This window comes from Colwellia piezophila ATCC BAA-637 (genome assembly GCF_000378625.1).
In the GTDB taxonomy this organism is placed as follows: domain Bacteria; phylum Pseudomonadota; class Gammaproteobacteria; order Enterobacterales; family Alteromonadaceae; genus Colwellia; species Colwellia piezophila.
The window spans coordinates 72,245-94,780 of record NZ_KB905168.1 but is presented as its reverse complement, the minus strand read 5'-3'; the positions used below and the strand labels follow the sequence as shown (position 1 = coordinate 94,780).

The 22,536-nt window shown below is 39.2% G+C and carries 17 protein-coding genes and 1 pseudogene; 12 read left to right on the top strand and 6 right to left on the bottom strand.

The features are described from left to right. Nucleotides 1–98: 98 nt before the first annotated feature. The gene (locus F580_RS0115595) at nt 99–863 is read left to right on the top strand and encodes a DeoR/GlpR family DNA-binding transcription regulator (protein WP_019028678.1); all 765 of its coding nucleotides are present in this window, start codon (nt 99–101) and stop codon (nt 861–863) included. 68 nt (nt 864–931) lie between these two features. Then, the gene (gene glmS / locus F580_RS0115590; protein ID WP_019028677.1) at nt 932–2,764 is read left to right on the top strand and encodes a glutamine--fructose-6-phosphate transaminase (isomerizing); all 1,833 of its coding nucleotides are present in this window, start codon (nt 932–934) and stop codon (nt 2,762–2,764) included. Between the two features lie 385 nt (nt 2,765–3,149). Here the strand turns inward: glmS and F580_RS24690 are convergent, their stop codons facing one another. Continuing rightward, nucleotides 3,150–4,151, bottom strand: a complete 1,002-nt coding sequence (locus tag F580_RS24690) for a Fic family protein (RefSeq protein WP_019028676.1) — start codon at nt 4,149–4,151, stop codon at nt 3,150–3,152. 355 nt (nt 4,152–4,506) lie between these two features. Continuing rightward, on the bottom strand, nt 4,507–5,469 hold the full coding sequence (locus F580_RS24685) for a DUF4382 domain-containing protein (protein WP_019028675.1): 963 nt from the start codon (nt 5,467–5,469) through the stop codon (nt 4,507–4,509). 459 nt (nt 5,470–5,928) lie between these two features. Between F580_RS24685 and F580_RS0115575 the strand changes: the two genes are divergently transcribed. Further along, nucleotides 5,929–6,177 (top strand): DUF3297 family protein, encoded by a 249-nt coding sequence (locus F580_RS0115575; RefSeq protein WP_019028674.1) that lies wholly within the window; start codon nt 5,929–5,931, stop codon nt 6,175–6,177. 490 nt (nt 6,178–6,667) lie between these two features. Then, a pseudogene (chrA, locus tag F580_RS24680) lies at nt 6,668–7,832 on the top strand (chromate efflux transporter). A gap of 19 nt (nt 7,833–7,851) precedes the next feature. Here chrA and F580_RS0115565 read toward each other — a convergent pair. Next, a complete protein-coding gene (locus F580_RS0115565; protein WP_019028673.1) occupies nt 7,852–8,763 on the bottom strand; it encodes a LysR substrate-binding domain-containing protein in 912 nt (303 codons plus the stop codon). A 177-nt stretch (nt 8,764–8,940) separates the two neighbouring features. Between F580_RS0115565 and F580_RS0115560 the strand changes: the two genes are divergently transcribed. From F580_RS0115560 to F580_RS0115550, 3 genes are all read left to right on the top strand, one after another. After that, complete coding sequence (locus F580_RS0115560; protein WP_019028672.1) at nt 8,941–9,399, top strand: DoxX family protein; 459 nt, start codon at nt 8,941–8,943, stop codon at nt 9,397–9,399. A 76-nt stretch (nt 9,400–9,475) separates the two neighbouring features. After that, nucleotides 9,476–10,435 (top strand): glutathione S-transferase family protein, encoded by a 960-nt coding sequence (locus tag F580_RS0115555; protein WP_019028671.1) that lies wholly within the window; start codon nt 9,476–9,478, stop codon nt 10,433–10,435. A 111-nt stretch (nt 10,436–10,546) separates the two neighbouring features. Next, complete coding sequence (locus F580_RS0115550) at nt 10,547–11,266, top strand: pirin family protein (protein WP_019028670.1); 720 nt, start codon at nt 10,547–10,549, stop codon at nt 11,264–11,266. A gap of 417 nt (nt 11,267–11,683) precedes the next feature. Here F580_RS0115550 and F580_RS0115545 read toward each other — a convergent pair whose 3' ends face one another. Further along, nucleotides 11,684–12,103, bottom strand: coding sequence for a hypothetical protein (locus F580_RS0115545; protein WP_019028669.1), 420 nt, complete (start codon nt 12,101–12,103; stop codon nt 11,684–11,686). A gap of 343 nt (nt 12,104–12,446) precedes the next feature. Here F580_RS0115545 and ggt point away from each other — a divergent pair, with 343 nt between their 5' ends. Further along, nucleotides 12,447–14,285 carry a gamma-glutamyltransferase gene (ggt, locus tag F580_RS0115540; protein WP_019028668.1) on the top strand — a complete coding sequence of 613 codons (1,839 nt, stop codon included), beginning with the start codon at nt 12,447–12,449 and terminating at the stop codon, nt 14,283–14,285. 300 nt (nt 14,286–14,585) lie between these two features. Next, nucleotides 14,586–15,071 (top strand): hypothetical protein, encoded by a 486-nt coding sequence (locus F580_RS0115535; RefSeq protein WP_019028667.1) that lies wholly within the window; start codon nt 14,586–14,588, stop codon nt 15,069–15,071. A 16-nt stretch (nt 15,072–15,087) separates the two neighbouring features. Here F580_RS0115535 and F580_RS0115530 read toward each other — a convergent pair whose 3' ends face one another. After that, nucleotides 15,088–17,316 (bottom strand): winged helix-turn-helix domain-containing protein, encoded by a 2,229-nt coding sequence (locus tag F580_RS0115530; protein WP_019028666.1) that lies wholly within the window; start codon nt 17,314–17,316, stop codon nt 15,088–15,090. Between the two features lie 108 nt (nt 17,317–17,424). Between F580_RS0115530 and F580_RS0115525 the strand changes: the two genes are divergently transcribed. From F580_RS0115525 to F580_RS0115515, 3 genes are all read left to right on the top strand, one after another. Beyond that, complete coding sequence (locus tag F580_RS0115525) at nt 17,425–19,761, top strand: CocE/NonD family hydrolase (protein WP_019028665.1); 2,337 nt, start codon at nt 17,425–17,427, stop codon at nt 19,759–19,761. A gap of 229 nt (nt 19,762–19,990) precedes the next feature. After that, entirely contained in the window at nt 19,991–20,821 is an 831-nt protein-coding gene (locus F580_RS0115520; RefSeq protein ID WP_026301472.1) for a DUF417 family protein, read from the top strand. Between the two features lie 19 nt (nt 20,822–20,840). Continuing rightward, nucleotides 20,841–21,524: an MOSC domain-containing protein gene (locus F580_RS0115515; protein WP_019028663.1), complete on the top strand. Its 684-nt coding sequence runs from the start codon at nt 20,841–20,843 to the stop codon at nt 21,522–21,524. 214 nt (nt 21,525–21,738) lie between these two features. Here the strand turns inward: F580_RS0115515 and F580_RS24675 are convergent, their stop codons facing one another. Beyond that, nucleotides 21,739–22,395, bottom strand: coding sequence for a histidine utilization transcriptional repressor HutC (locus F580_RS24675; RefSeq protein ID WP_019028662.1), 657 nt, complete (start codon nt 22,393–22,395; stop codon nt 21,739–21,741). Nucleotides 22,396–22,536: the final 141 nt, after the last annotated feature.

Sequence of the window (22,536 nt, the reverse complement as noted above, 5' to 3'; positions counted from 1 at the left end):
ATTATCTTTCGATATGAAAGATAATACTCTGCTTAGCGAAACTAGCTAGTGAACTTCGAAACTATTCGAAACAAATCCATCATAGAAGTAGAACAACAATGTCTAAACGAAACACTCAACAACGTCGTCACAATATTATCACTGACTTAAACGCACAAGGTGAAGTTAGTGTCGACAGTTTAGCCAAGCAGTTTGATACTTCTGAAGTGACTATTCGTAAAGATCTTGCCGCCCTAGAAAACAGTGGCTTATTGCTAAGACGCTATGGTGGCGCTGTGGCTTTACCCAGTGAAATCACTGAAGTTAAGCCTAACCAACTGTCGCATCAAAAACTATTGATTGCCAAAAAAGCCGCAACGCTTATTCGTGATCATAACCGCATTATTATTGATAGCGGCCAAACCACCTCAGCGCTAGTGAGTGAATTAGCCAATAAAAAAGGCTTAGTCGTTATGACCAATGCCTTGAGCATTGCTAACGAAATTCATGCGCTAGAAAATGAACCAACATTATTGATGACCGGTGGTACTTGGGATGCTATCTCTGAAGCATTTCAAGGACAAGTTGCTGAACAAGTTTTACGATCATACGATTTTGACCAACTATTTATTGGTGCTGATGGTATCGATATTAAGCGCGGTACCACTACCTTTAACGAATTAATTGGTTTAAGTCGAGTCATGGCAGAAGTGGCGCGTGAAGTCATTGTTATGGTCGAATCAGCGAAAATAACCAAGAAAATCCCAAATTTAGAACTCAACTGGCAGCAAATTCATACCGTGATTACCGATGATGGTCTCTCAGATGAAATGCGAACAGCCCTTACTGAGCAAGGCGTAAAATTAATTATCGCTACCGGTTAAGCTTATCCAAAGGATACAAGTTAGCCCAGCTCAAACAATCAAATAGAAAATAAACAAGGAATAATTATATGTGTGGCATAGTCGGCGCAGTAGCCCAACGAGATGTATCAGATATTTTAGTAGAAGGTTTAAAGCGATTAGAATATCGCGGTTATGACTCAGCCGGTGTGGCGATCATCAACAACAGTAACGAATTATTAAGTACCAAACGTGTAGGTAAAGTACAAGAACTTGACCAAGCATTAACTCAAAATCCTTTAGCCGGTGGTACCGGTATAGCACATACTCGCTGGGCTACACATGGTGTGCCAAGCGAAGTGAATGCTCACCCACATATTTCAAGTGGCACTATCGCGGTCGTACATAATGGCATTATCGAAAACCATCAAGAACTACGCACTCGCTTGCAAGGTTTAGGTTACGAATTTCTATCGCAAACCGACACTGAAGTGATCACGCACTTGGTTCACCATGAACTACAAAGCAGTGATAGTTTACTTGCGGCTGTACAAAAAACCGTTAAACAACTTGAAGGTGCTTACGGCACAGTTGTTATGGATAGCCGTGATAAAGACAACCTTATTGTTGCCCGTTCTGGTAGTCCCTTAGTGATAGGTTATGGTTTAGGTGAAAACTTTATTGCCTCAGATATCATGGCATTATTACCAGTAACGCGTAAATTTTCTTATCTTGAAGAAGGTGACGTGGCTCAAATTAGTCGCTTTGACGTGAAAATTTTTGATATTGATGGCAAGCCAGTAATACGTGCAGCGAAAGAGGTTAGCGTTTCCCACGATAGTGGTGACAAAGGTGAATACCGTCACTACATGTTAAAAGAAACTTACGAACAACCTACCGCTATTCGTAATGCCTTAGAAGGTAGAGTCGTTGGCGGTGCCTTAGATATCAATACTTTTGGCGAAGGTGCGGACGAGATATTTAAAAATGTACAACATATACAAATTATTGCCTGTGGTACTAGCTACCATTCAGGCATGGTGGCAAGGTACTGGCTGGAAGAATTAGCAGGGGTTTCTTGTAATATTGAGATTGCCAGTGAGTTTAGATACCGCAAATCTTTTGTACCAAAAAATTCATTATTAGTGACTATTTCACAATCAGGTGAAACTGCAGATACCTTAGCCGCATTACGTTTAGCCAAAGAAATTGGCTACAAATCAAGCTTAGTTATTTGTAATGTACCGGGTTCATCGTTAGTACGTGAATCTGATTTAGCCTTTATGACTAAAGCTGGCGCTGAAATTGGCGTAGCATCAACCAAGGCTTTCACTACTCAGCTTGTTGGTTTGTTAATGCTGACCGTAGCCGTAGGCCAACATCATGGTATGACGAAAGAGAAACAAGCCGAAATTTGCCAATCTTTAATGTCACTACCGGCAAAACTTGATGAAGTATTAGCGCTTGCCTCTTCAATTGAAGACTTAGCGGAAGATTTTGCTGATAAAAACCATGCGTTATTTTTAGGCCGAGGTGATCAATACCCTATCGCAATGGAAGGTGCCTTGAAGCTGAAAGAAATTTCATATATTCATGCTGAAGCCTACGCTGCCGGTGAACTTAAACATGGTCCATTAGCGCTGATTGATGCTGAAATGCCAGTCATCGTGGTCGCGCCGAAAAATGATTTAATAGAAAAACTTAAATCAAACGTCGAAGAAGTGCGTGCTCGTGGCGGTTTGATGTATGTCTTTGCCGATAGTGATGCTAATTTTGCTAGTGATGACACCATGAAAGTGATTAATGTGCCGGTGTGTGATGACATCATTGCGCCAATTGTTTACACCTTACCAATGCAGCTACTTTCCTATTATGTAGCAATCATCAAAGGTACCGATGTTGATCAACCACGTAACTTAGCTAAATCAGTGACGGTCGAATAATCTGTTCCCAATGTAACGGTGATGTGGGTTCTAAATAAAGTTGGAACCACTTCTGCATGAATTAAAGCGACTTACTCTTTTGAGTGGTCGCTTTTCTGTTCTTTGACAAATGAAAAAATTTTCAATTTAATATTTGAGGTTGTGTATAAACATTTGCTCTTTAGTGACTAAATTATTTTGGTCACTAATTTATAGTTTCTATCTCACTAAGGGGCACATACCGCCATGGAAACTATGAACACTTTGTGCGAATAGGATACGTTTATGGCTAACTTTTTAACGAAAGCTCATCCTACGGAGAACTAACTGCTCGAGCGGTAAGTATGAATGATTGCCTTATTTTTTTCTCGCTAGAATAGGACAAACATGTCAGCTTTAGTTTATCTTACTTGATATTATCAATAAGATTTATCGTATCTTGATAGCATTCTTTGGAAAAATTAATGAAAGCTTTAAGCTCATTTCCAACGTGATATAGCGGCTTTCCAACACTAGGTGCTTCATATTTAGCACTGTATTTAGAAAGAATGGTTATATAATCCAGCCTACGTGTGGCTGGTATAACAAGAGGAGCGAAGCCCGCTCTCAGTAAAATAAGGTTAGCTATTAAACGTGCAATACGTCCATTTCCATCCCAAAATGGGTGTATCTGACCAAAGATTAAATGAGCAGTTGCATACATAGTGATCGCTTCGTTAATACTATGGGGTTTACATGACTCAATGTACTCGACTAAACCAACGATAAGTTTTGGCACATCAAATGGTCGTGAGTAGGCATGGTATACACTTGACTTACCTTCAAGTAAATCATCAAGTATTAAATAGGTTCCATTAGGTACGACTTTGAAATCGCCATAAGGTTTATCTATATCGAATATAATGTCAGTCTGAACGGCTTTATGTAGTAGTTTGATTTTACTTAACGTCAGCTCACTACTGACCATATCGTAAAGTAAGTCTATAGCTGTCGCGTGCCCCATGACTTCTTTATGATCTTTTAAAGGCTTACCCGATACGGTTAATCCTTCATTTAATATAAACTGCGTTTCACCTAAGTTTAGTGTGTTACCTTCAAGTGCTGTTGAGTTGTGTGTCCATAGAGTACGCAACATGCTCAGTAACTCTTGTTGTTTTGAGCTAGGTAAGCCTTCTAAAAATTTAAAGGTCGGTTTACTCTTCACAGGTACGCTTACGTATTTACGAGCCTTTCGCTCGCCTGTAATTACAACTAAACCCTGCTTAGCCGCACTATTCAGCCACCGTAGTACTGTACGGTTATCAACTTGGAAATCTGTAGCAGTTTTAATATCACTGATGGTTACAGCTTTGTTGGCCGAACTTATGTAATTTAACACGAGTTCTTTTTCAGTCTTATTTTTTAGCATAAGTTTGTCGCATAAGAGTTTTTATCGGACAATTATTGGTTTATACGGCATTGTCTCATAAAATACTTTATCAGACAAACTGTTATTTATACGACATTGGATTAATACCCAAGACTTGATTATTCTCAATTATGAGTTGAGGGAAATATCTTTTTCTTTATATAGTTAGTCATCAATATTTCAAATCTTTACAAGACTATAGTGTGATCTTAGTTGCCGTTATGCTTATGAATTCTAATGATCGTTAAATGGTGTTGTAGTGGTTATTTCTATCTTACTCCAGAGCGCTTATTCTTTTGGGAACGCTTGCACCTCAAGGGACCCTTGATAGTGCAACCACTACATTAAATTCTAGCTAAAAATTTAATTCCATTGAGGTTTCTGCCGTGATAATGGTTGTTTGAGTCGAGATGATAGTAAATCCTTCATCAACCATATCTGAATCGTCTTCTGAACAGGTTACCCCTACGGTATAATTCCCAGCCAAAATAAATCCTATTTCATAAGAGTATGTTCCTGCGCCATTGGAAATGACTTTTCCGGTAGCATAAGGTTCAGACTGACTTCCTATATCACCAAATTCTGTTATACCTTCCTCATATAAATATACGCTACCTGCGGTAGTCCCATCAGATTGGCCGATGGCACAACTAGCATCACTTAAATAAACTTCGGCGACTGTGCCTGTTAGTGTACCTACCTCGGTATTATTAACTAATCTGACGCCTGTAGGTTTTAATTTATATCCCTCTTGACCTGGTGCATTCACCATTGATTTTTGTAGGTCAAATTCTAATGTATAAGCGGCTTGACCACCCTGAGCAAAGGTTAAGGTATTAACAAGTTTAAGCTCATTAGAAGGTACGTCTACTGGGATTTTAGTCTCTTCTGTTTGCGGGCCTTCTAAGGGGTAGGCAAAAGAGCCTTCGCTCATGATAATTCTTAGCTTATAACTTCCAAGTGCTATTTCAGCGTTATTGATGAATAACTCCGCATCATCACCAACAAAATCGAGTAAATTAATGCCCGCAGTATTTGCAGAATCAGGACAAATACTATTGGCATTAATGGCTTCAACATCATCTCCCACCATGAAAATTATAACTTCACCTTCACCTGTTGGCTTTAATTCTATTGCACTAAAGCAAATATTAAGCTGACTAATATCATCTACAGGGGCATCACTTATACCTAAGCTAAAAGTAGCGACCTCTGGGTTATTATTATCATCGTCTAACGAATCACAACCAGATAGAATAAAGGTTGCAGTTAATAAGGTGGCAAGTAGAATTTTGCTGTTGTGCTTTAAAGTACTCATAGAGAAAACCCTCTGATTTTAAATATTTTGAAAAGGCTATGATTATAATTCTAGTCCAATAATTCAATTTTAAATGCGAGGTGATTTCAAATGATCAGTGCCGCTATTTTATAGCGTTGATAAATGCTTTAACGATAAGAGCTCATCGGTACTATTTTCAGTCGCATTTATGTATTTAGAAAACTAAGCCTTTTACGCTTATCGTGGCACAGGAGACTAATACCAAGTTTATTAAATTATTGCTCACTTGTGCGGGTTAAAATTCTCCAAGGCGACGTTGCTCTCAATCCCAATAGCCTGCTATTGGTCAATCGAATGCCTTGCCTTGATTTATTTTACCTGCGCACACCAAGAGCACAAACTTAATGAAACAGGTATAAAATTTATTACCGCAGCTCTTGAGGGCGATGCCTATATTGCCTACAATAGCGCACTTTATATTTACTACAGGTCACTAACATGAACGATGCTACCTCAAAACCCGCTTTACCAGATCGCCTTTCGGGCAATCCTCGTAGCCCACATCATGTGGAAGAAATCTTCGAGCATGACATTGGTATTCGTATCAACGACAAAGAACGTTTTGATGTTGAAGAATATTGCATCAGTGAAGGTTGGGTGAAAGTTCCTTCGAAAAAAGCGTTGGACCGTCGTGGCCAACCACTTATGATGACCGTTAAAGGTAAAGTTGAAGCATTTTATCGTTAATACCATTCAGCATAAAGAAGTGATCACTTAGAACTACATGGGCGACATTAGAACAATCAAAATATGCGTAGTTATAGTTATTCTACATCAAGCATGTTTTGTGAAGTTATCATGGTGCTCCATGAGTTCCCAAAGGGCGAGTTTTAAAGGCTTATATACTGCGTTATTGATTTTGATAAGGACGCTGCATGGATGTAGCTTAATAGAGAATGCAGGAGCTTATTCTCCTGAATAACCCTTACCTGCAATCAATGCCTTGCCTCTAAGCCTTTAAATTCTCGCTAAGTGAACACTTTCTTATATTGATTGGTATAAGTTGCCTCATCGAACATAGCTAGCCTTGTTCTGAAGCACAAGAGTCATTATTTGTATTGAAAATGCACCTGCTCCTATTGAGTTGGTGCATTTTTATCATTTAACGGTAATAAAACTGAAATATAATAGCTGCTGATGACGATTAATTGATATGACATAACAGTTAGGTACAGCAATGATGAAAATTTGGCAGGTCTTTTGGCAGTTTTTTACCTTAGGGTGGATCAGTTTTGGTGGCCCGGCTGCACATATAGGGTATTTCGAAAGAACCTTTGTGCAAAAATTACAATGGATAGATAGCGAAAGTTATGCGCGACTCATTTCTTTAAGTCAGTTTTTACCGGGGCCTGGCTCAAGTCAAATCGGTTTTGCCATTGGCTTACGACATGCAGGTGTTATCAGGGGCTTTTACCGCCTTTATAGCTTTCACATCGCCTTCTATGCTCTTGCTATACCTACTCGCGACCACGAATCAGGCACAAGATGCCCCATGGTTAGTCAATGTAACACATGGTTTAAAATTATTAGCTGTGGTGGTTGTGGCTGACGCGACATTAACGATGTACAAAGCGTTTTGTAAGGAGCGTAATACCGTCATTATTTGTGTGCTGACTGCGGCGCTATTATTAACTTTACCCAGTTTATTTATACAAATGTCGGTACTTATCGCTGCGGCGATTGTCGGTATGCTTTTGAAAAAGCCAACTGAAACAACACCCGCGGAAACATTATCTAGGCAAGCAAAAGGTAAAGTAAACACTTTACCTCTGATTATCTTTGCGGCGTTATTTGCGGGACTACCGTTATTAACGCAATCACCAATATGGCTGACTATATTTGCTGATTTTTATCAGTCAGGTAGTTTAGTTTTTGGTGGCGGTCACGTGGTATTGCCTATGCTACAACAAGCGTTAGGTGAGGCTATTGATACCGAGCGTTTCTTATTAGGTTATGCTGCAGCGCAAGCAGTACCTGGGCCTATGTTTTCATTATCTGCATTTTTAGGTGCTGATTTACTGGTGAATGAACCCTTAACTGGAGCATTAATTGCCACTGTCGCGATCTTCCTGCCGGGATTTTTACTGGTGTTAGGTTTTCATGGTGCGTGGGAATCGTTAGCAGAGAAGCCTAAAGTTGCCGGTGCTGTGTGGGGCATTAATGCCGCGGTAGTGGGTTTACTTATGTCGGCTTTATATCAACCGGTATTTACCTCTGCGATTATAAGCCCTGTTGATATGGCTGCGGTGATTGTCGGGTTTTTTGCTCTACGTACTATGAAAATTCCAATTTTGGCGGTAGTGGCCAGCTTTATTAGTTTTGGTTATGTAGTGGCTCTCTAATTTCCACTAACGCTTAATACTAGCTTGATATATTCGCTAAGATATCTTTTAGCTTATTCAAACCCTTACCTTTATTCGCTATTTTCCATGCCATATAGAGATTTTGCGGGGCAGGCTGTTCTGCTAGTTCGATAACAATCAGTTCGCCGGTCTTTATATATTGTTGGGCCAACCATTTAGGTAAATGACCAATGCCGATGCCGGCAAGAATAGCAGTGATTTTTTGAGTAATAGAGCTAACAAAAAAGTGCTGACTACCTTCAATGACATTAACCGACCAGGGAATTTCATGTAAGGAAGAGTCATGCACAACGATGCTTCGATACTGCGTTAGCTCGTTTGGTTGCATTGGTTTACTCGACAAGGTAGTTGATGACTCACTTGCTAGAGAGTGTGATTTACCTACTACTAAGACACTTTCTAATTGGCCTATTTTTATCGCACGTATCCCTTTTTGATTAGGCACAGGTGCAGGTGCGCCGATGACTAAATCCACTCTATCGTCAATTAGCGCTTCCCAAGTGCCATTCATGACTTCTTCTTGGACATCAATTTCAATGTTTTCATGCTCAGCTAAAAAGTCTTGTATGCCGTTAAAGACCGGATTAATGTCGATAATTGAATCGCAAGCAATACGTATTTTAGGCTCCCAGCCATTAGCAATGGTTTGAGTTTGCTCTGACAGTGCATTGATAGCATGTAAGACTTTACGTCCTTCTACCAATAAATGTTTACCTGCTGGTGTGAGTACTGCGCGCCTGCCTTGTCGCACAAATAGTGTCACATTGAGCTGCTCTTCCAGTTTTTGCACTATATAAGAAAGTGCCGAGGGCACTTTATTTAATTGCTCTGCTGCTGCGGCATAACTGCCCCGATAGTCTATGGCGTCAAGTACCAGTAACGCTTCAATGCTGATAGGTGGTGTATTCATTTTTATCTATCCGAAGTCTTGTTCAATCTAAAAGTTAACTTAATTGAAATACTTAACTGTTCAAAAAATTTGAATAGTTCAAACAAATACTAGGGGTTATTCAATCGTTATTCAACTTATACAATAGCTCCATAGTCAATTAACAACACAAACGAACAAACTAAAAGGCGAAACATCATGAATATTAAAAACATTACTCACAGCATCACTAAAACTGAACAATCATTGTCGGCATTACCATTACGTTTAATAGCAGGTATTGTTTTTGCTGCTCACGGCGCACAAAAATTGTTTGCTTGGTTTGGCGGTTATGGTTTAGAGGGTACCGGACAATGGATGGAAAGCATCGGGCTAGCTCCTGGTTACTTAATGGCATTAATGGCCGGTAGTGCGGAGTTTTTCGGCGGGTTATTCTTGATTGCTGGCTTTCTAACTCGACCAACCAGTTTTGTTTTAGCCATTACCATGATTGTTGCCATTTTTACTGTGCATATCGATAACGGCTTGTTCATGAGTAACAACGGTTATGAGTTTGGTTTGTCGTTAATCGCCATAACACTTGCGCTATTTATTCAAGGTGGCGGTAAATATTCGATTGATGAAAAAATTTATCAAACGCTAAATAAAGCAGCTTAAGTTTTTATTCACTTTTTAATTAAAACAGGCCAATAGATAAGCTATTGGCTCAACTTACACAGTTTAGGAGTTTCTCATGGGATTAATCGTTAACGGTAAATGGGTCGACCAATGGTACGACACCAAAAATAGTGCAGGTACATTTGTTCGTCAAGACAGTCGTTTTAGAGACCAAATTTCATCTGAAGAGGGTAGTGAATTTACCCCCGAAGCCGGACGTTATCATTTATATGTGTCGTTGGCGTGTCCTTGGGCACATAGAACGCTGATTTTCCGCAAGTTAAAACAATTGGAAGACGTTATTTCGGTGAGTGTGGTAAAAGCTGAAATGATGGAAAATGGTTGGGAATTTAGTGAAGGTGGTGAGCATGGCGATTCACTGTATGAGTTAGATTATGCCTACCAGTTATATTTAAAAGCAGATCCAAGCTACGAAGGTCGAGTAACGGTACCGATTTTATGGGACAAAAAGACCAAAACGATTGTCAATAATGAATCCATTGAAATAATCAGAATGTTTAACTCTGCCTTTAATGAGCTAACGGGTAATAGCGATGATTACTTCCCTGTTGGCCAACGAGATGAAATTGAAACGGTCAATGCACGTATTTATGACACCATTAATAACGGTGTTTATAAAGCAGGTTTTGCCACCACACAAGAAGCTTACAATGATGCTTACCATAGCTTATTTGACAGCTTAGACTGGTTAGAAGCGCGTTTATCAAAACAGCGCTACCTTGTTGGTGACAATATTACCGAAGCTGATTGGCGCTTGTTTACTACGCTTATTCGTTTTGATGCGGTATATCACGGTCACTTTAAGTGTAATCGTCAAAAACTCAGTGAATTTCATCATATTAGTAACTATGTTAATGAGCTTTATCAAGTGCCAGGCGTTAAAGAAACCGTTGATTTGGAATACACAAAAATTCACTACTACGCTAGCCATTTAACGATTAACCCGACCCAAATTGTCCCCTTGGGCGCGGAGCAACATTTTGATGCCTCACACGACCGTGATCGTCAATATTAATCACGTTATATTAATTGAAAATAAAGTGTTCAACTGAAGCTTTATAGCGGCAAATATTGAATAGTAAACAATGAGCTATGAAGCTTCAGCAACGTTGAATAAGGAAATATTATGATTAAACATTATCCCTATAAAAGCCTAGGCAATGCTAACCATGGCTGGCTTAAGTCTAAACATCACTTTAGCTTTGCGCATTATTATAATCCTACCCGTATGGGCTTTGGTAAATTACTGGTAGTGAATGATGATTGGGTTGAGCCTGGAACAGGGTTTCCATCACACCCACATAAAAATATGGAAATCATTAGCTTTATTCGCTCAGGTGCCATCAGTCATCAAGATAGCACCGGTAATAAAGGCATAACGAAAACTGGTGAAGTGCAAGTGATGAGTGCGGGCACAGGTATCGTACATTCAGAATATAACCGTAGTAAAGAGCCACTAACCTTTTATCAAATTTGGATTGAAACTAATAAACAAAACGTTGAACCTCGCTGGGAAAGTAAAAAATTTCCGACAGAGCAAGCACAAGTTTTAACGTTATTAGCATCAGGTTATGCAGAAGATAAAGGCAAAGCACTTTTTATCAATCAAGAAGCCCGTATTTACGGTGGTAAATTAGCCAAGGGCACCATTATTGAGCATGATATTAATCATCAAGTCTATATTTTAGCGTCAGATGGCATGTTTAAGGTGGAAGATAACTTAGGTAACAGCTCTGACAGTATAACGATGAACAAAGGTGACGGCATGGAAGTTACTCAGTCTAGCGCTATTACTTTAAGAGCATTAACTGATTGTGAAATACTCATTATTGATACCATTGAGTAAGTGAACGGTTGTAAATGAAGCCGCTATATAAATTTATTGCTTAGCTATAGCGGCTCAATATCGCTATTCCCAGTTTGCTTGATAAAAACGCACTACGTTTTCTTCTTCATTAACCTGTTTACTCAACGCTTGGGAGGCACAGATCATAATATGTTTTGGTGTTGTTATTCGTTATCCCGACTAATTGATTATGACTGTATTGCTAAAGTAACCTGAGTTCTGGATAAGCAATATTACACAATAAAGCTATTTTAACCGCTATCAGCGTTATTTCTCCTACCAATAGCCAGCTATTGGATACGTAAAAATGCCTTGATAACGACTAAACTAACGTCATTGGGTATAACGTGTAGTTTACTATCTAAATTTCATAGTGTTATAACATTCATTAACCAGAGTTCAGGTTAAAGTAAGCGCTTATGCGTTCTTTAATTTCTCTAGTAAGTCGTGAATTTCAGCTTTTAATTCTTTATCAGCAATTTTATTACAACTAATTTTTGCTTGTTCTAAATGTTCAATCGCCTCAGTAGTATCACCTAACTCAACTTGTAAAGCCGCGATTGAATAACCAATAGATGAACGGAAGTCTTTAGAGTTGATCGTTTCAGCTTTTACTAACGCTTGTTTATAAATAGTAATGGCTAATGCTAAGTCATCGGTAAAGTCAGCAAGGGTTTCCCACTGTACCGGGTGGTCTTTATCAGTGTTGTCATGCTCTTCACACAATTGCTTTAATTCTAAATAAAAGCCATCGAATCTTTGCTGATTTTTCTGCTGCGCGGCCGCCAATAAGTTGTCAGTGATTGTCAGTACTTTTTTATACATTTTGGTATTCATGGTGTGGCCTTATTGATAGGGGTAAGGGAAGAAGCAAGCCGTGATTATAGTGCTTTTATCGCAACTAAACAGAAACTTAGTTAGCTTTACGTGGAATAATTTATGATGAGTAATACTTTTGCTGCACGGTAAAGTTTGTCTGCGATACTTAATGATACCAAGCAGTGATACTTAATCTAATAGAAATGTTTTACAATCCAAACAATCGTCATTTACAAGTAGGCTATTTACCTGCTTCACTTGATGAAACTGCTTCACTAAAATAGCAGCGCTCTAGTGCAAGCTAGACAGTTCATTTAATCCTTGCCCTTAATGGGAAGTCACCTGGAATATAGAAATAACCATGCAAAATAATTTTATTATCAGTATGAAAAAATGTTTATTTTCAAAAGGTAACCTTCAGATTACACAAAGATATTCTGCAATAAAATTAGCCGGACTGTTGTTAGCTTTCATTACCACCAATAGCGCTGCTAATACCACTACTGAGCAAATTAAAAAAGTTGAAGTGCCTCGATTATGGCAATTGGTCGATTATTATGATGTATCACATCCAGTCATCGGTAGAAAAGGCATGGTGGTTAGCCAAAAGCGCATGGCCAGTGAAATAGGGGCAGATATTCTCCGAAAAGGCGGTAATGCCGTTGATGCCGCTGTCGCCGTTGGTTTTGCTTTATCCGTTGTTTTACCTCGAGCAGGTAATTTAGCCGGCGGTGGTTTTATGATGGTGTACCTTGCTGATAAAGATAAAACAATCGCCATCGATTATCGCGAAACAGCTCCGGCTGCAGCATACAAAGATGTTTTTCTTGATAAATCTGGCTATCCGATAGCAAATAAATCACTGAAAACCTTATCAGCTTCAGGTGTACCCGGTACCGTGGCCGGTTTGCATTATGCCCTTGAAAATTATGGCTCAATGTCTTGGTCTGAAGTTATCGAGCCCGCAGAAAAGTTAGCGCGAAAGGGCATTATCGTCGATGATGATATGGCGCGATTTTTTTACAAAGATCAGATGTTTTTAGCGAATAGCGCAGAAACTTGTCGAGTCTATTTGAAAGCCGATTGTAAGCCTTACGTTGCCGGCGACGTTTTTATCCAAGAAGATTTAGCTGATAGCTTAGTGTATTTACAACAGCAGGGTAAAGCGGGCTTTTATCAAGGCGACATCGCCAAAAAATTAGTGGCGGCAATGGAACAAGGCGGTGGCCTAATTACTGCAAAAGACTTAGCGGATTATAGAGTGAAAGAAGTGGCGCCAATTCGTGGCACATTCCGCGGCTATGAAATTTTAACTATGCCGCCACCCAGCTCTGGTGGCGTGCACCTTATTCAAATGTTAAATATGTTTGAAGCACTCGACTTAGACGGTATTCAGCAAGGCTCTGCAGCCATGATACATCTGCAAACTGAAATATTTAAGCGTGCTTTTGCCGACAGAAGTACCTTTCTAGGCGATCCTGATTTTGTCAAAGTACCCAGTGAAGGTTTAACCAGTAAAAAATACGCAAAAGTGTTAACTAAAAATATTAAGCGAAATAAAATCACCCCATCAAGCGATATCAAAGCAGGTAAGCCAAGTGAATATGAAAGCCCCGATACCACGCATTTTTCTGTGATGGATAATGCAGGCAATGTGGTCAGTAGTACTTATACCTTAAATCACAACTATGGTAGTGGCCTTACTATTCCCGGCACCGGCATTTTACTCAATAACACTATGGATGATTTTTCGCTAAAACCTGGTAGCCCAAATAGCTATGGCTTAATTGGCGGCACTGCCAATGCTATTGCCGCCAACAAACGGCCATTAAGTTCAATGACGCCAACCATAGTCTTAAAAGATGGAGCACCTTACCTTGCCACAGGCACACCGGGCGGCAGCAAAATAATCACGGCGGTATTTCAGCAATTGGTCAATGTTTTATATTTCAAAATGAATATTGCTGAGGCCACCATCGCGCCACGCGCTCATCATCAATGGCAACCCGATATTTTATATGTTGAGAGGAATATCTCTGCAGATACCGTCCAACTATTGAAAAACATGGGTTACACCGTAGAAGTCTCTAGTTCGCTGGGTAGCTTACAAAGTATTATGAATCACAATGGCGTATTTTTAGGTGCCGCAGATCCAAGAAGACCAGGTGCTGCTGCTATTGCCGTAGATACCATAGATTAATGATTAAGTAACTTGAACGACCTTATGGATTATACCCGTAACCATTCAAAGTGCTGGATTTCAGTGGGAATTAAAAGGGCTTTAGGCAAGGAAAATAATGCAAGCATAGTCACTCTATGGTTTAATTATTTAACGCGGTATAAAGTCATTTTAAACCCATCGAAGAAGCGTTTGAGCAACATCACTTCATCGTTGCTGTGATTTATAAGGGAATAACCATTATTTCATCACAGCGCCTTGAATTGAAATTGCTCAAGCACTCTGAAACATGCATCTTGAATGGTAACGGGTATATAACCAATGGCAAAATTAAAACCTAAACTAAAATCTAAACTTCATAGTCTCAGTGAGTTAGATGATATTAATGAGCTGATCATGCCTTTAAAAGCGCTAGCCGATAGAGAGCGCGGTTCTATTTATGGTTTAACGGGTATGGTGTATACCCCACATATTGATGAATTTATGCAGGTCAGTATTAAGAAAGCGGCGATAATGGTTTGTTTAAAAGCCCAAGGCTTAATGGCAATAACCGAGGTCGAGCTAATTACTGCGGCATTAGATAGCTTATATCAAAGAGCAAAAAATAGTACGGTAGTTGAGTATGAAGGCAATAATTATCAACGTCGGTTCTCGCCGTTAAAGTTAAGTAAGTCAGGTAAAATTGTCCGGATTTGGGCAAAATATTGGTTGTTACAAATGGCTAATGAGCGGGTAGACCCAAACTGGGAGTCTCAGGTACGCGAACTTTGGCCATCGTATTTTTTAATTGGCAATGTTGATTTGTAACCAGTTATTTTTCTCGCTAATGGCTATTAAGTGACTGTGTTTGGTAGATGTTGGCATCCACTTGCTTAGTATTACCAAAAAGTAACTGATTATCTGTTACATCAAAGTGCTCAATATTGGTGTCAATAAGTGTGGTAATTACATCATGTTTTACTGAGTAACTTTCTATTCTCCCTTGCTCATCCCGATCGAACCAAAACCATGTCTCAGCTCTTTTTTTGAGATTAAATTGTCGGCCATTCAATAATTTATGAGCGGGGATTTGTTTATTTATCACTGGTGTTTGTTGTGCGCCAACAAACAATTGATTGTTTTGATCAAGCCACAAGGTATTTTCGTTTGAGCTGTGGTATTGAACATATTGCCATTTACTCTCTTCAGGCTGCATTTTTTTTGTTGATAATTGATAAGAAAATACCTGCCAGCGATTATTTTCCTTAGTGCTGTAGGTAATAGTGGTTGCTGATTTGAACGAAACAGCACGAATTTCAGCTTGCGGAATTTTAATACGCTCAAAATGTCCGGTAGTTGCATCAATAAGGTGTATTTCGTTTAAAGATAAGGCTAATAAATACTTTCCGGTAGGAGACCACATTAAGTCAACGTAATGGCGGCCATCATTAAATTGGGTAAGTTTTTTTCGCTGGTTATTGTCGGTGCTTGTCAGCCAAATTTCTTCATTGCCGGATGCCAAACCAATATACGCCACTTGATTGTTATGATGAGCAAAGGTTGCTAATTTTTCATCGACAGAGTCATTGGCAATAATGCGCTGCGTTTTTGTCGCAAGGTCCAATAGCTGTATATCGTAATTATTTTTGCCAGAGGTAAACAAATAATCAGTGCCATTGGTATGACGATAAGGTGCTCTAATTTGTCGACTACCCGAGTGGATGATTTGTCTATCTTTGCCGGTTAAATCGTAACTGAGTAATTGGTAAGCAGGGTGTTCACCCATTAGCACAACTCTTTTGCCGTCATGGCTCCATATACCACAACAAATATAAGCGTCTTGTTTAAACAATAAAATTAATTGCTCACTGTCTAAATCAAGCGAATAGAATCCTTCCCATTGTTGCTCATCGGGTGACGATATTAGCAGCTTGTTTTCTGTTGGGTGTAGATCAAATTGACTGTTACCGCCTAAAAAAAGTTTAGGCTGGTTTAGGCGTTTTGTTTTATCAGTGGTTAAATTTAATTCAAATAATGAATAGGGTGTATCTCCGCCATTACTCTCACTATAAATTAAGCGATTATTATCATGAGTAAAAGCAATTTTACCGTAGCTACCCGGCGGACAGTTATGAACTAATGTAGGCTCATCCAGTGCTAAACCTTGTATGGTTCGAATGAAGTACTGGCACTGATTAGGTGTAGCGACTAGGTAGACGATGGACTTACCATCGCTACTCCATTGTGCAGGTCCAACACCAACATTGTTACCATGACTAATTTCAATGATTTGCTCATCAACAACATCTTTAATCATTAAGTGCATACGGTCACTTTTTGCCAACATATAGGAAACACGTGTACCATCGGGAGAAAAGGCAGGAAATAGTTCATCCCCTGCATCTGTGGTTATTTCTTTTGCATAAGTGGTTAGTGTAGTGGCTGTAGGAGTATTTTGAGTTGAGCCGATAAAGAGGCCTGCAGCAATAATCAGGGTGACAAATAACACCACCATAATGGCTGAATAAAATGGCGACTTTCTAATATGAGATACGTTTTTATCTATGGTGTCTTTTTCATGGCGAAGGCTAACTCTTGTCTCAGTACCTTGTTCAGTGTCATTTTTTACCGGAGGTGTCGATTCAGTTTTGGGTTGATTGATAGTGTGATATTCATCAGCGCTAGGAGCTAACACAGCCTCTGTTATTGGCGTAACCGTGGCGATAAATTTATAGCCCTTTTTGGGAAAGGTAGCGATAAATTTTGGCTGCCTTGCATCATCTGAAAACACTTTACGTAGTTTGGTGATTAATTTACTGATGGCATTATCACTGACGATACGACCTAACCACACCTGTTCAATCAGCAAGTCCTTGCTGATAATTACATCATTGTTTTGGCAAAAATAGCTCAATAATTCCACCATCATCGGCTCTAACTGCTGTGAGCCGTCAGGGGAAGTTAAGGTTTGTTGCTGATCACAAAAAATAAATTGTGCAATTTGCCAACGCATGAAAATACCAATATGTACGATAAGTAGCTGGAAAGTAGCATATATTGTTACTTTGGTCATCAAAAGTCACTAAAAGTCATACGCTTTTCACTACAAAATAATTAAATCTCTTTAGCATTGTCGTCCTAGCAAAAATAAAACAAACATTGAAACTACTAAGGCGAAGCCATGACAACCACAGCAAAAATTAGCGGGCATTTTATTCCCCAGGTATCACAATATTTTTCGCTCATATTAGGGTTAACATTACTGTTAACCCTAATTAGTGTTCAAGCAGACGAAAAACCACCGAAGACTTTTACTACACCAAACTTGTTATCTCAAGCGTCAATAAAAAACAGTGATGATGCCTTACTGCTGTTAAACCAAGATAAATTTCATCAACAACTGATTATGCTTACTGAGCAATTAAGCGCTGAGACAATTAACCAAGAAAACACCTTTAATAAAGTCGCCTTACTTTCAATACTCGGAAAACATAAGACCTTACTTGAGTTAGTCAACGCGCATAAAAACGGTATTAATTTTTCGCATTATATCTTAGACAGCGAGACTCAATTAACCCTGAATAACAAAAAACAAGACGAGTTTACTGAAACTTTAGCTCATTCATTGAGGCGCTTATTAGCAAACAAAGATGATGAAGCACTCTATCAATTAAACAGCGCGTTAGGTTGGTCAGTTTCAGGGGCACAAGATTATGTTTTTAATGTTTTTCAACGTTACCAAAAACTGCCTACGCTTAATGCTAGCCAAGCAATAGACTTGATTGTTAACAGCCATTTATATCGAGTACTTGCGAGGGTCATTCCTGTGAGTCAAAAGCTCTTAAGCGATGAGAACAACAGTCGTTACATTATTGAAGCGGATACCTTGATTAGAACCCCTAATGGTATTGAATTATCAGCGACTATCGTTCGTAAGAAGCATTCAAAAAATAAACTGCCAAGCGCTATGCAGTTTACGATTTATGCTGACGAAGCGGGGCATATAAATACCGCTATTCATGCGGCAGCTCATGGTTATGTAGGCATTATTGTGAATTCTCGCGGTAAGCGTTCAAGCTCGAATGTGGTCGTTCCTTGGGAGCATGATGGCGAAGATGCTACCAGTGCGATTGATTGGATTAGTAAGCAGTCTTGGAGTAATGGCGATGTTGTTATGTATGGCGGTAGTTACAATGGTTTTACGCAATGGGCTGCTGCTAAGCATATGCACCCAGCACTAAAAGCGATGGCACCTTATACCGCAGCAAGTCTAATTACCGGATTACCTTATGAAAATAATATAGCCCTAACAGGTAATTATGAGTGGGCATTTTTTGCCACCAATAATAAAACGGTAGACAATAGTGTCTATAGTAACTGGAAAAAAAGTAACCAGCTGGTCACGACTTTATTTGAAAGTGGTCAAGCGCTACAAGACATTGATAAAATTGATGGTAAAGCAAACCCTTGGTTTCAAAAGTGGTTACAACATCCAAGTTTTGATAGCTACTATCAGGCGATGGTGCCTTATAAAACTGAGTATGCAAACATTAATATTCCGGTGTTGAGTGTGACGGGCTATTTTGATGGCGGGCAAATATCGTCATTAGATTATTTAAAGCGCCATAACAAATACAATAAGAACGCCAATCATACTTTACTTATTGGGCCTTACAATCATAGTACCGCACAGGGAATACCTCGCTCTCACCACAGTAATTATGAACTTGATCAAGTGGCTTTAGAAAAAGATACCGAAGAAATCGTTTTTCAATGGTTTGATCACTTACTGCTTAACACAGAGAAGCCGAAACTATTACAAGACACTATTAATTATCAGTTGATGGGCAGTAATCAGTGGCGTCACGCTAAGTCATTAACTGCGTTGAACGAACAAAGTACTACTTTTTACCTTGCTAGTACCAAAAATAGTAATGGCTATTACTCACTACTTAAACAGGCTGAAACTAAAGAAACTTATGTTGCACAAACGGTCGATATGGCGGACAGAACCACCGAGCATAATAAGGCGCCGTGGCCAGTGATACAAAACAAACTCGCTGAGTCCAACGGTCTTATTTATGTTACTGAAACATTTGAGCAGCCGCAAGAATTAGCCGGTGCTATAACAGGCCACTTTGAAATATCAGTAAATAAGCAAGATGTCGATATTGGTTATAATTTTTATGAAATGGATGCCGATGGTAAGGTATTCCATTTGAATAATTATCGTAGTAGGGCCAGTTTTGCTAACGACATGAGTGAGCGACACTTGCTTACGGCTAATAAAAAAACAATCATTCCAATTATCAATGCACGAATGACCGCTAAGTTGATTAAGCAAGGCAGTCGATTAGTGATTGTACTAAATGTTAATAAAAATAAAGACGCGCAAGTGAATATGGGCTCAGGCAAAGCGGTTAATGAAGAAACCAGCGCTGATGCTAAAGAACCCCTCAATATCAAGTGGTATAGCGGTAGCGAAATTAATATTCCGTTAAAACCGTGGCAAGGTTAAAAGAGTATTATTGTTGAGAAAGGTAGGAGGTTGATGGCCGTGTTTGAAAAATGAAAACATTGCTATTAATCTTATATCATACCAATCGGACTGATTAAGTGACCACTTAATTAATCCGTTTGGTATGATAAGAACATAGTTTATTTGCAGCGAAAGTTAATCCAGAAAATCAGGTCTTATTGGCACTTGTTATTTTATGCACGTTTGATTCACTGCACCTAGGATCTTTATGAAACCTCTACACCTTAGCCTCTCCCTACTCTTACTTAGTCTTTCTACGCTGTTGTTAGGGTTAAGCATATTGCTTTTGGGTCCTCATAAGCATATCGCCTTAACCACTGACTTTTATCTCATCTCGAGTTTAATTCCGGCAACGATATTTAACTTTATTGCGGCATCCGCTTTTATTATGAGTGCTATCTTGGCTTTTTTAGCAATCAAAAAAGCGACCTTAAGGCCTATCTTAGGTTACTTACTGATTGCGATAAGCTTAGTGCCTCTAGGCTCGCTATTTAGTGAATCTATGTGGATTACCTCAATGGGCGGTTTTCCTGTTATAGGCTCTGGCCAAGGCGTTATTAAATACTTTGCCTTATTATCTATTGGTTTACTCTTAGTGAAAACAACTTTTACTCCATTGCAGACAGCCTGGATTAGCATTTTCCCGGTATTAGTGGTTTTACTGTGGATTGGCGGGATGAAGTTCACCTTACTCGAAGCGCAAGGCATAGAGTCATTAGTAAAAACATCGCCTTTTATGGGCTGGTTGTATAAATTTTTAAGCCTTCAAACCACCTCGAATATCATCGGGATATATGACTTAGTGGCAGTGTTATTACTTGTTGTGGCTATGTATTATCGTAAATTACTTATACCGGCGATATTAATATCAGGCATGGTCTTTGTGGTAACTCAAAGCTTTCTGGTGACGTTTACGGGCTCATTATCAAGTGAGACAATACTGTCAACCACAGGACACTTTCTGATTAAAGATTTATGGTTTTTAGTCTGTTTATTCTTTTACTATTCCGCGTTAAAACAGGTACCATCAAAAGCATAATACAATTTAAGGTTGGCAGATGAAGACTAAGCATCATTTAACGAATATTTACTGCGGAAAAGTAGCACAGCGCTACGGTATTGAAACTGCTATGAATAAACAGGCAGTTAACATTCCCTTATATTTATCGGTTGAAGGTTTAGCGGGTGATGAGTGCGCCGACAAAGAGCACCATGGCGGGTTAGATCGTGCCCTGCATCAATATCCGGCTGAGCATTATGTTTATTGGCAAGAAAAATATGCTGATAAAGCTCATTGGCAAGCTGCGGGCATGGGCGAAAACATGAGCTCAATCGGCATGACCGAAGAGTCGGTTTGTTTGGGTGACCGCTACCAGTGGGGCGAGGCAATCATCGAAGTGAGCCAACCTCGATCTCCGTGTTTTAAAGTCAATAAACGCTGGGGCATTGAAGATTTATCAATCAATATGCAGGAAGCTAGTCGCTGCGGTTGGTTATATCGCGTTATTCAGCCGGGCATGGTCAGTGTTGATGAACCACTGGAGTTAATTTCTCGAGTTGCTAACGCCATGACTATTGGTGAAGTATGTGAGACATTTTTTGGTGACCCACTTAATAACGAAAAACTATTAACGTTAAAGCAGCAGACAAGCTTAGCTGATACTTGGATGGATAAAATAGTGCACCGCCTAGCAACCAACGAAGTAGAATGTTGGAACTTTAGATTGTTAGGGCATGGATAAAAATGAGGGCATGGGATCAGTTTTATTCGCTAGTAGCATAATTGTACCTGAGGGAAGTACTCTTTTCATTTAGAGTCATAGAAGGTAGTTTGCGACAGAACCCAATTGAGCACCTTGCTAGGGTTTATTATCCCCGCGCTCCACAAGTCACAAACTCATCAAGGGTGCTGTTTGGTGTCAGCAAAGGCCAAATCCCTATGCATTTCAATGGCTGTTATCTAGTCAGATGTATGCTGCTTGTTAATTTATACCTATTCGATGGATAGTATAAAATAGCATGGCTTATTGTATAGCCATTTGACATTGTACTTCGAGACACCTTAATGCAGGGTGTTTTTTCATCTATTTCTAGATTATGTTTAAGGATATTCGTTGGCATAATAGCTTCTATAACAATTTCAGCATCTGTTAGAGGATGAACAGAAGATAAGTATTCATTGGCTGTTATTTTTGAAAAATCTTGTTCTAAAAAATTTGGTACTAAATCTGCATTTACATAGCGTTCTTCAAGTTGAATCGGAATATCATTTTCAAAATGAATAATGACTATCTTAAAAACTTTGCTATTAAAAGATGAAAGCGATTGAGCCACAGAATCATTTGGGATCAAGGTCATTTTACTCAACACCGTCATTTTATGACGATGACCGCGTGCCGATATTTCTTTTGAGATGTTTTTTATTTCTAATAATGAACTTTGAGCAGGAGGCTCTTCCACAAAAGTACCTACACTAGGTATTCGTTTGAGTAACCCCTTGTTAACTATCTCATCAACTGCTTTTCGAGCGGTCATCCTACTGGCCGAAAAACTGACAGATAATTCAGTTTCCGAAGGGATTTTATAACCAACCCCCCCATTGTTCAGAATCAATCTGCTCTCTTATGTGATCAGCAATTATTTTATATTTTGCCTGTGTCATATATTTGAATTTACGACCTATATTATTAAAAGCGACTAGTTTAACAAAACATTAACACCCCGTATATACCGTTACAAGGCTACTGAATTCGA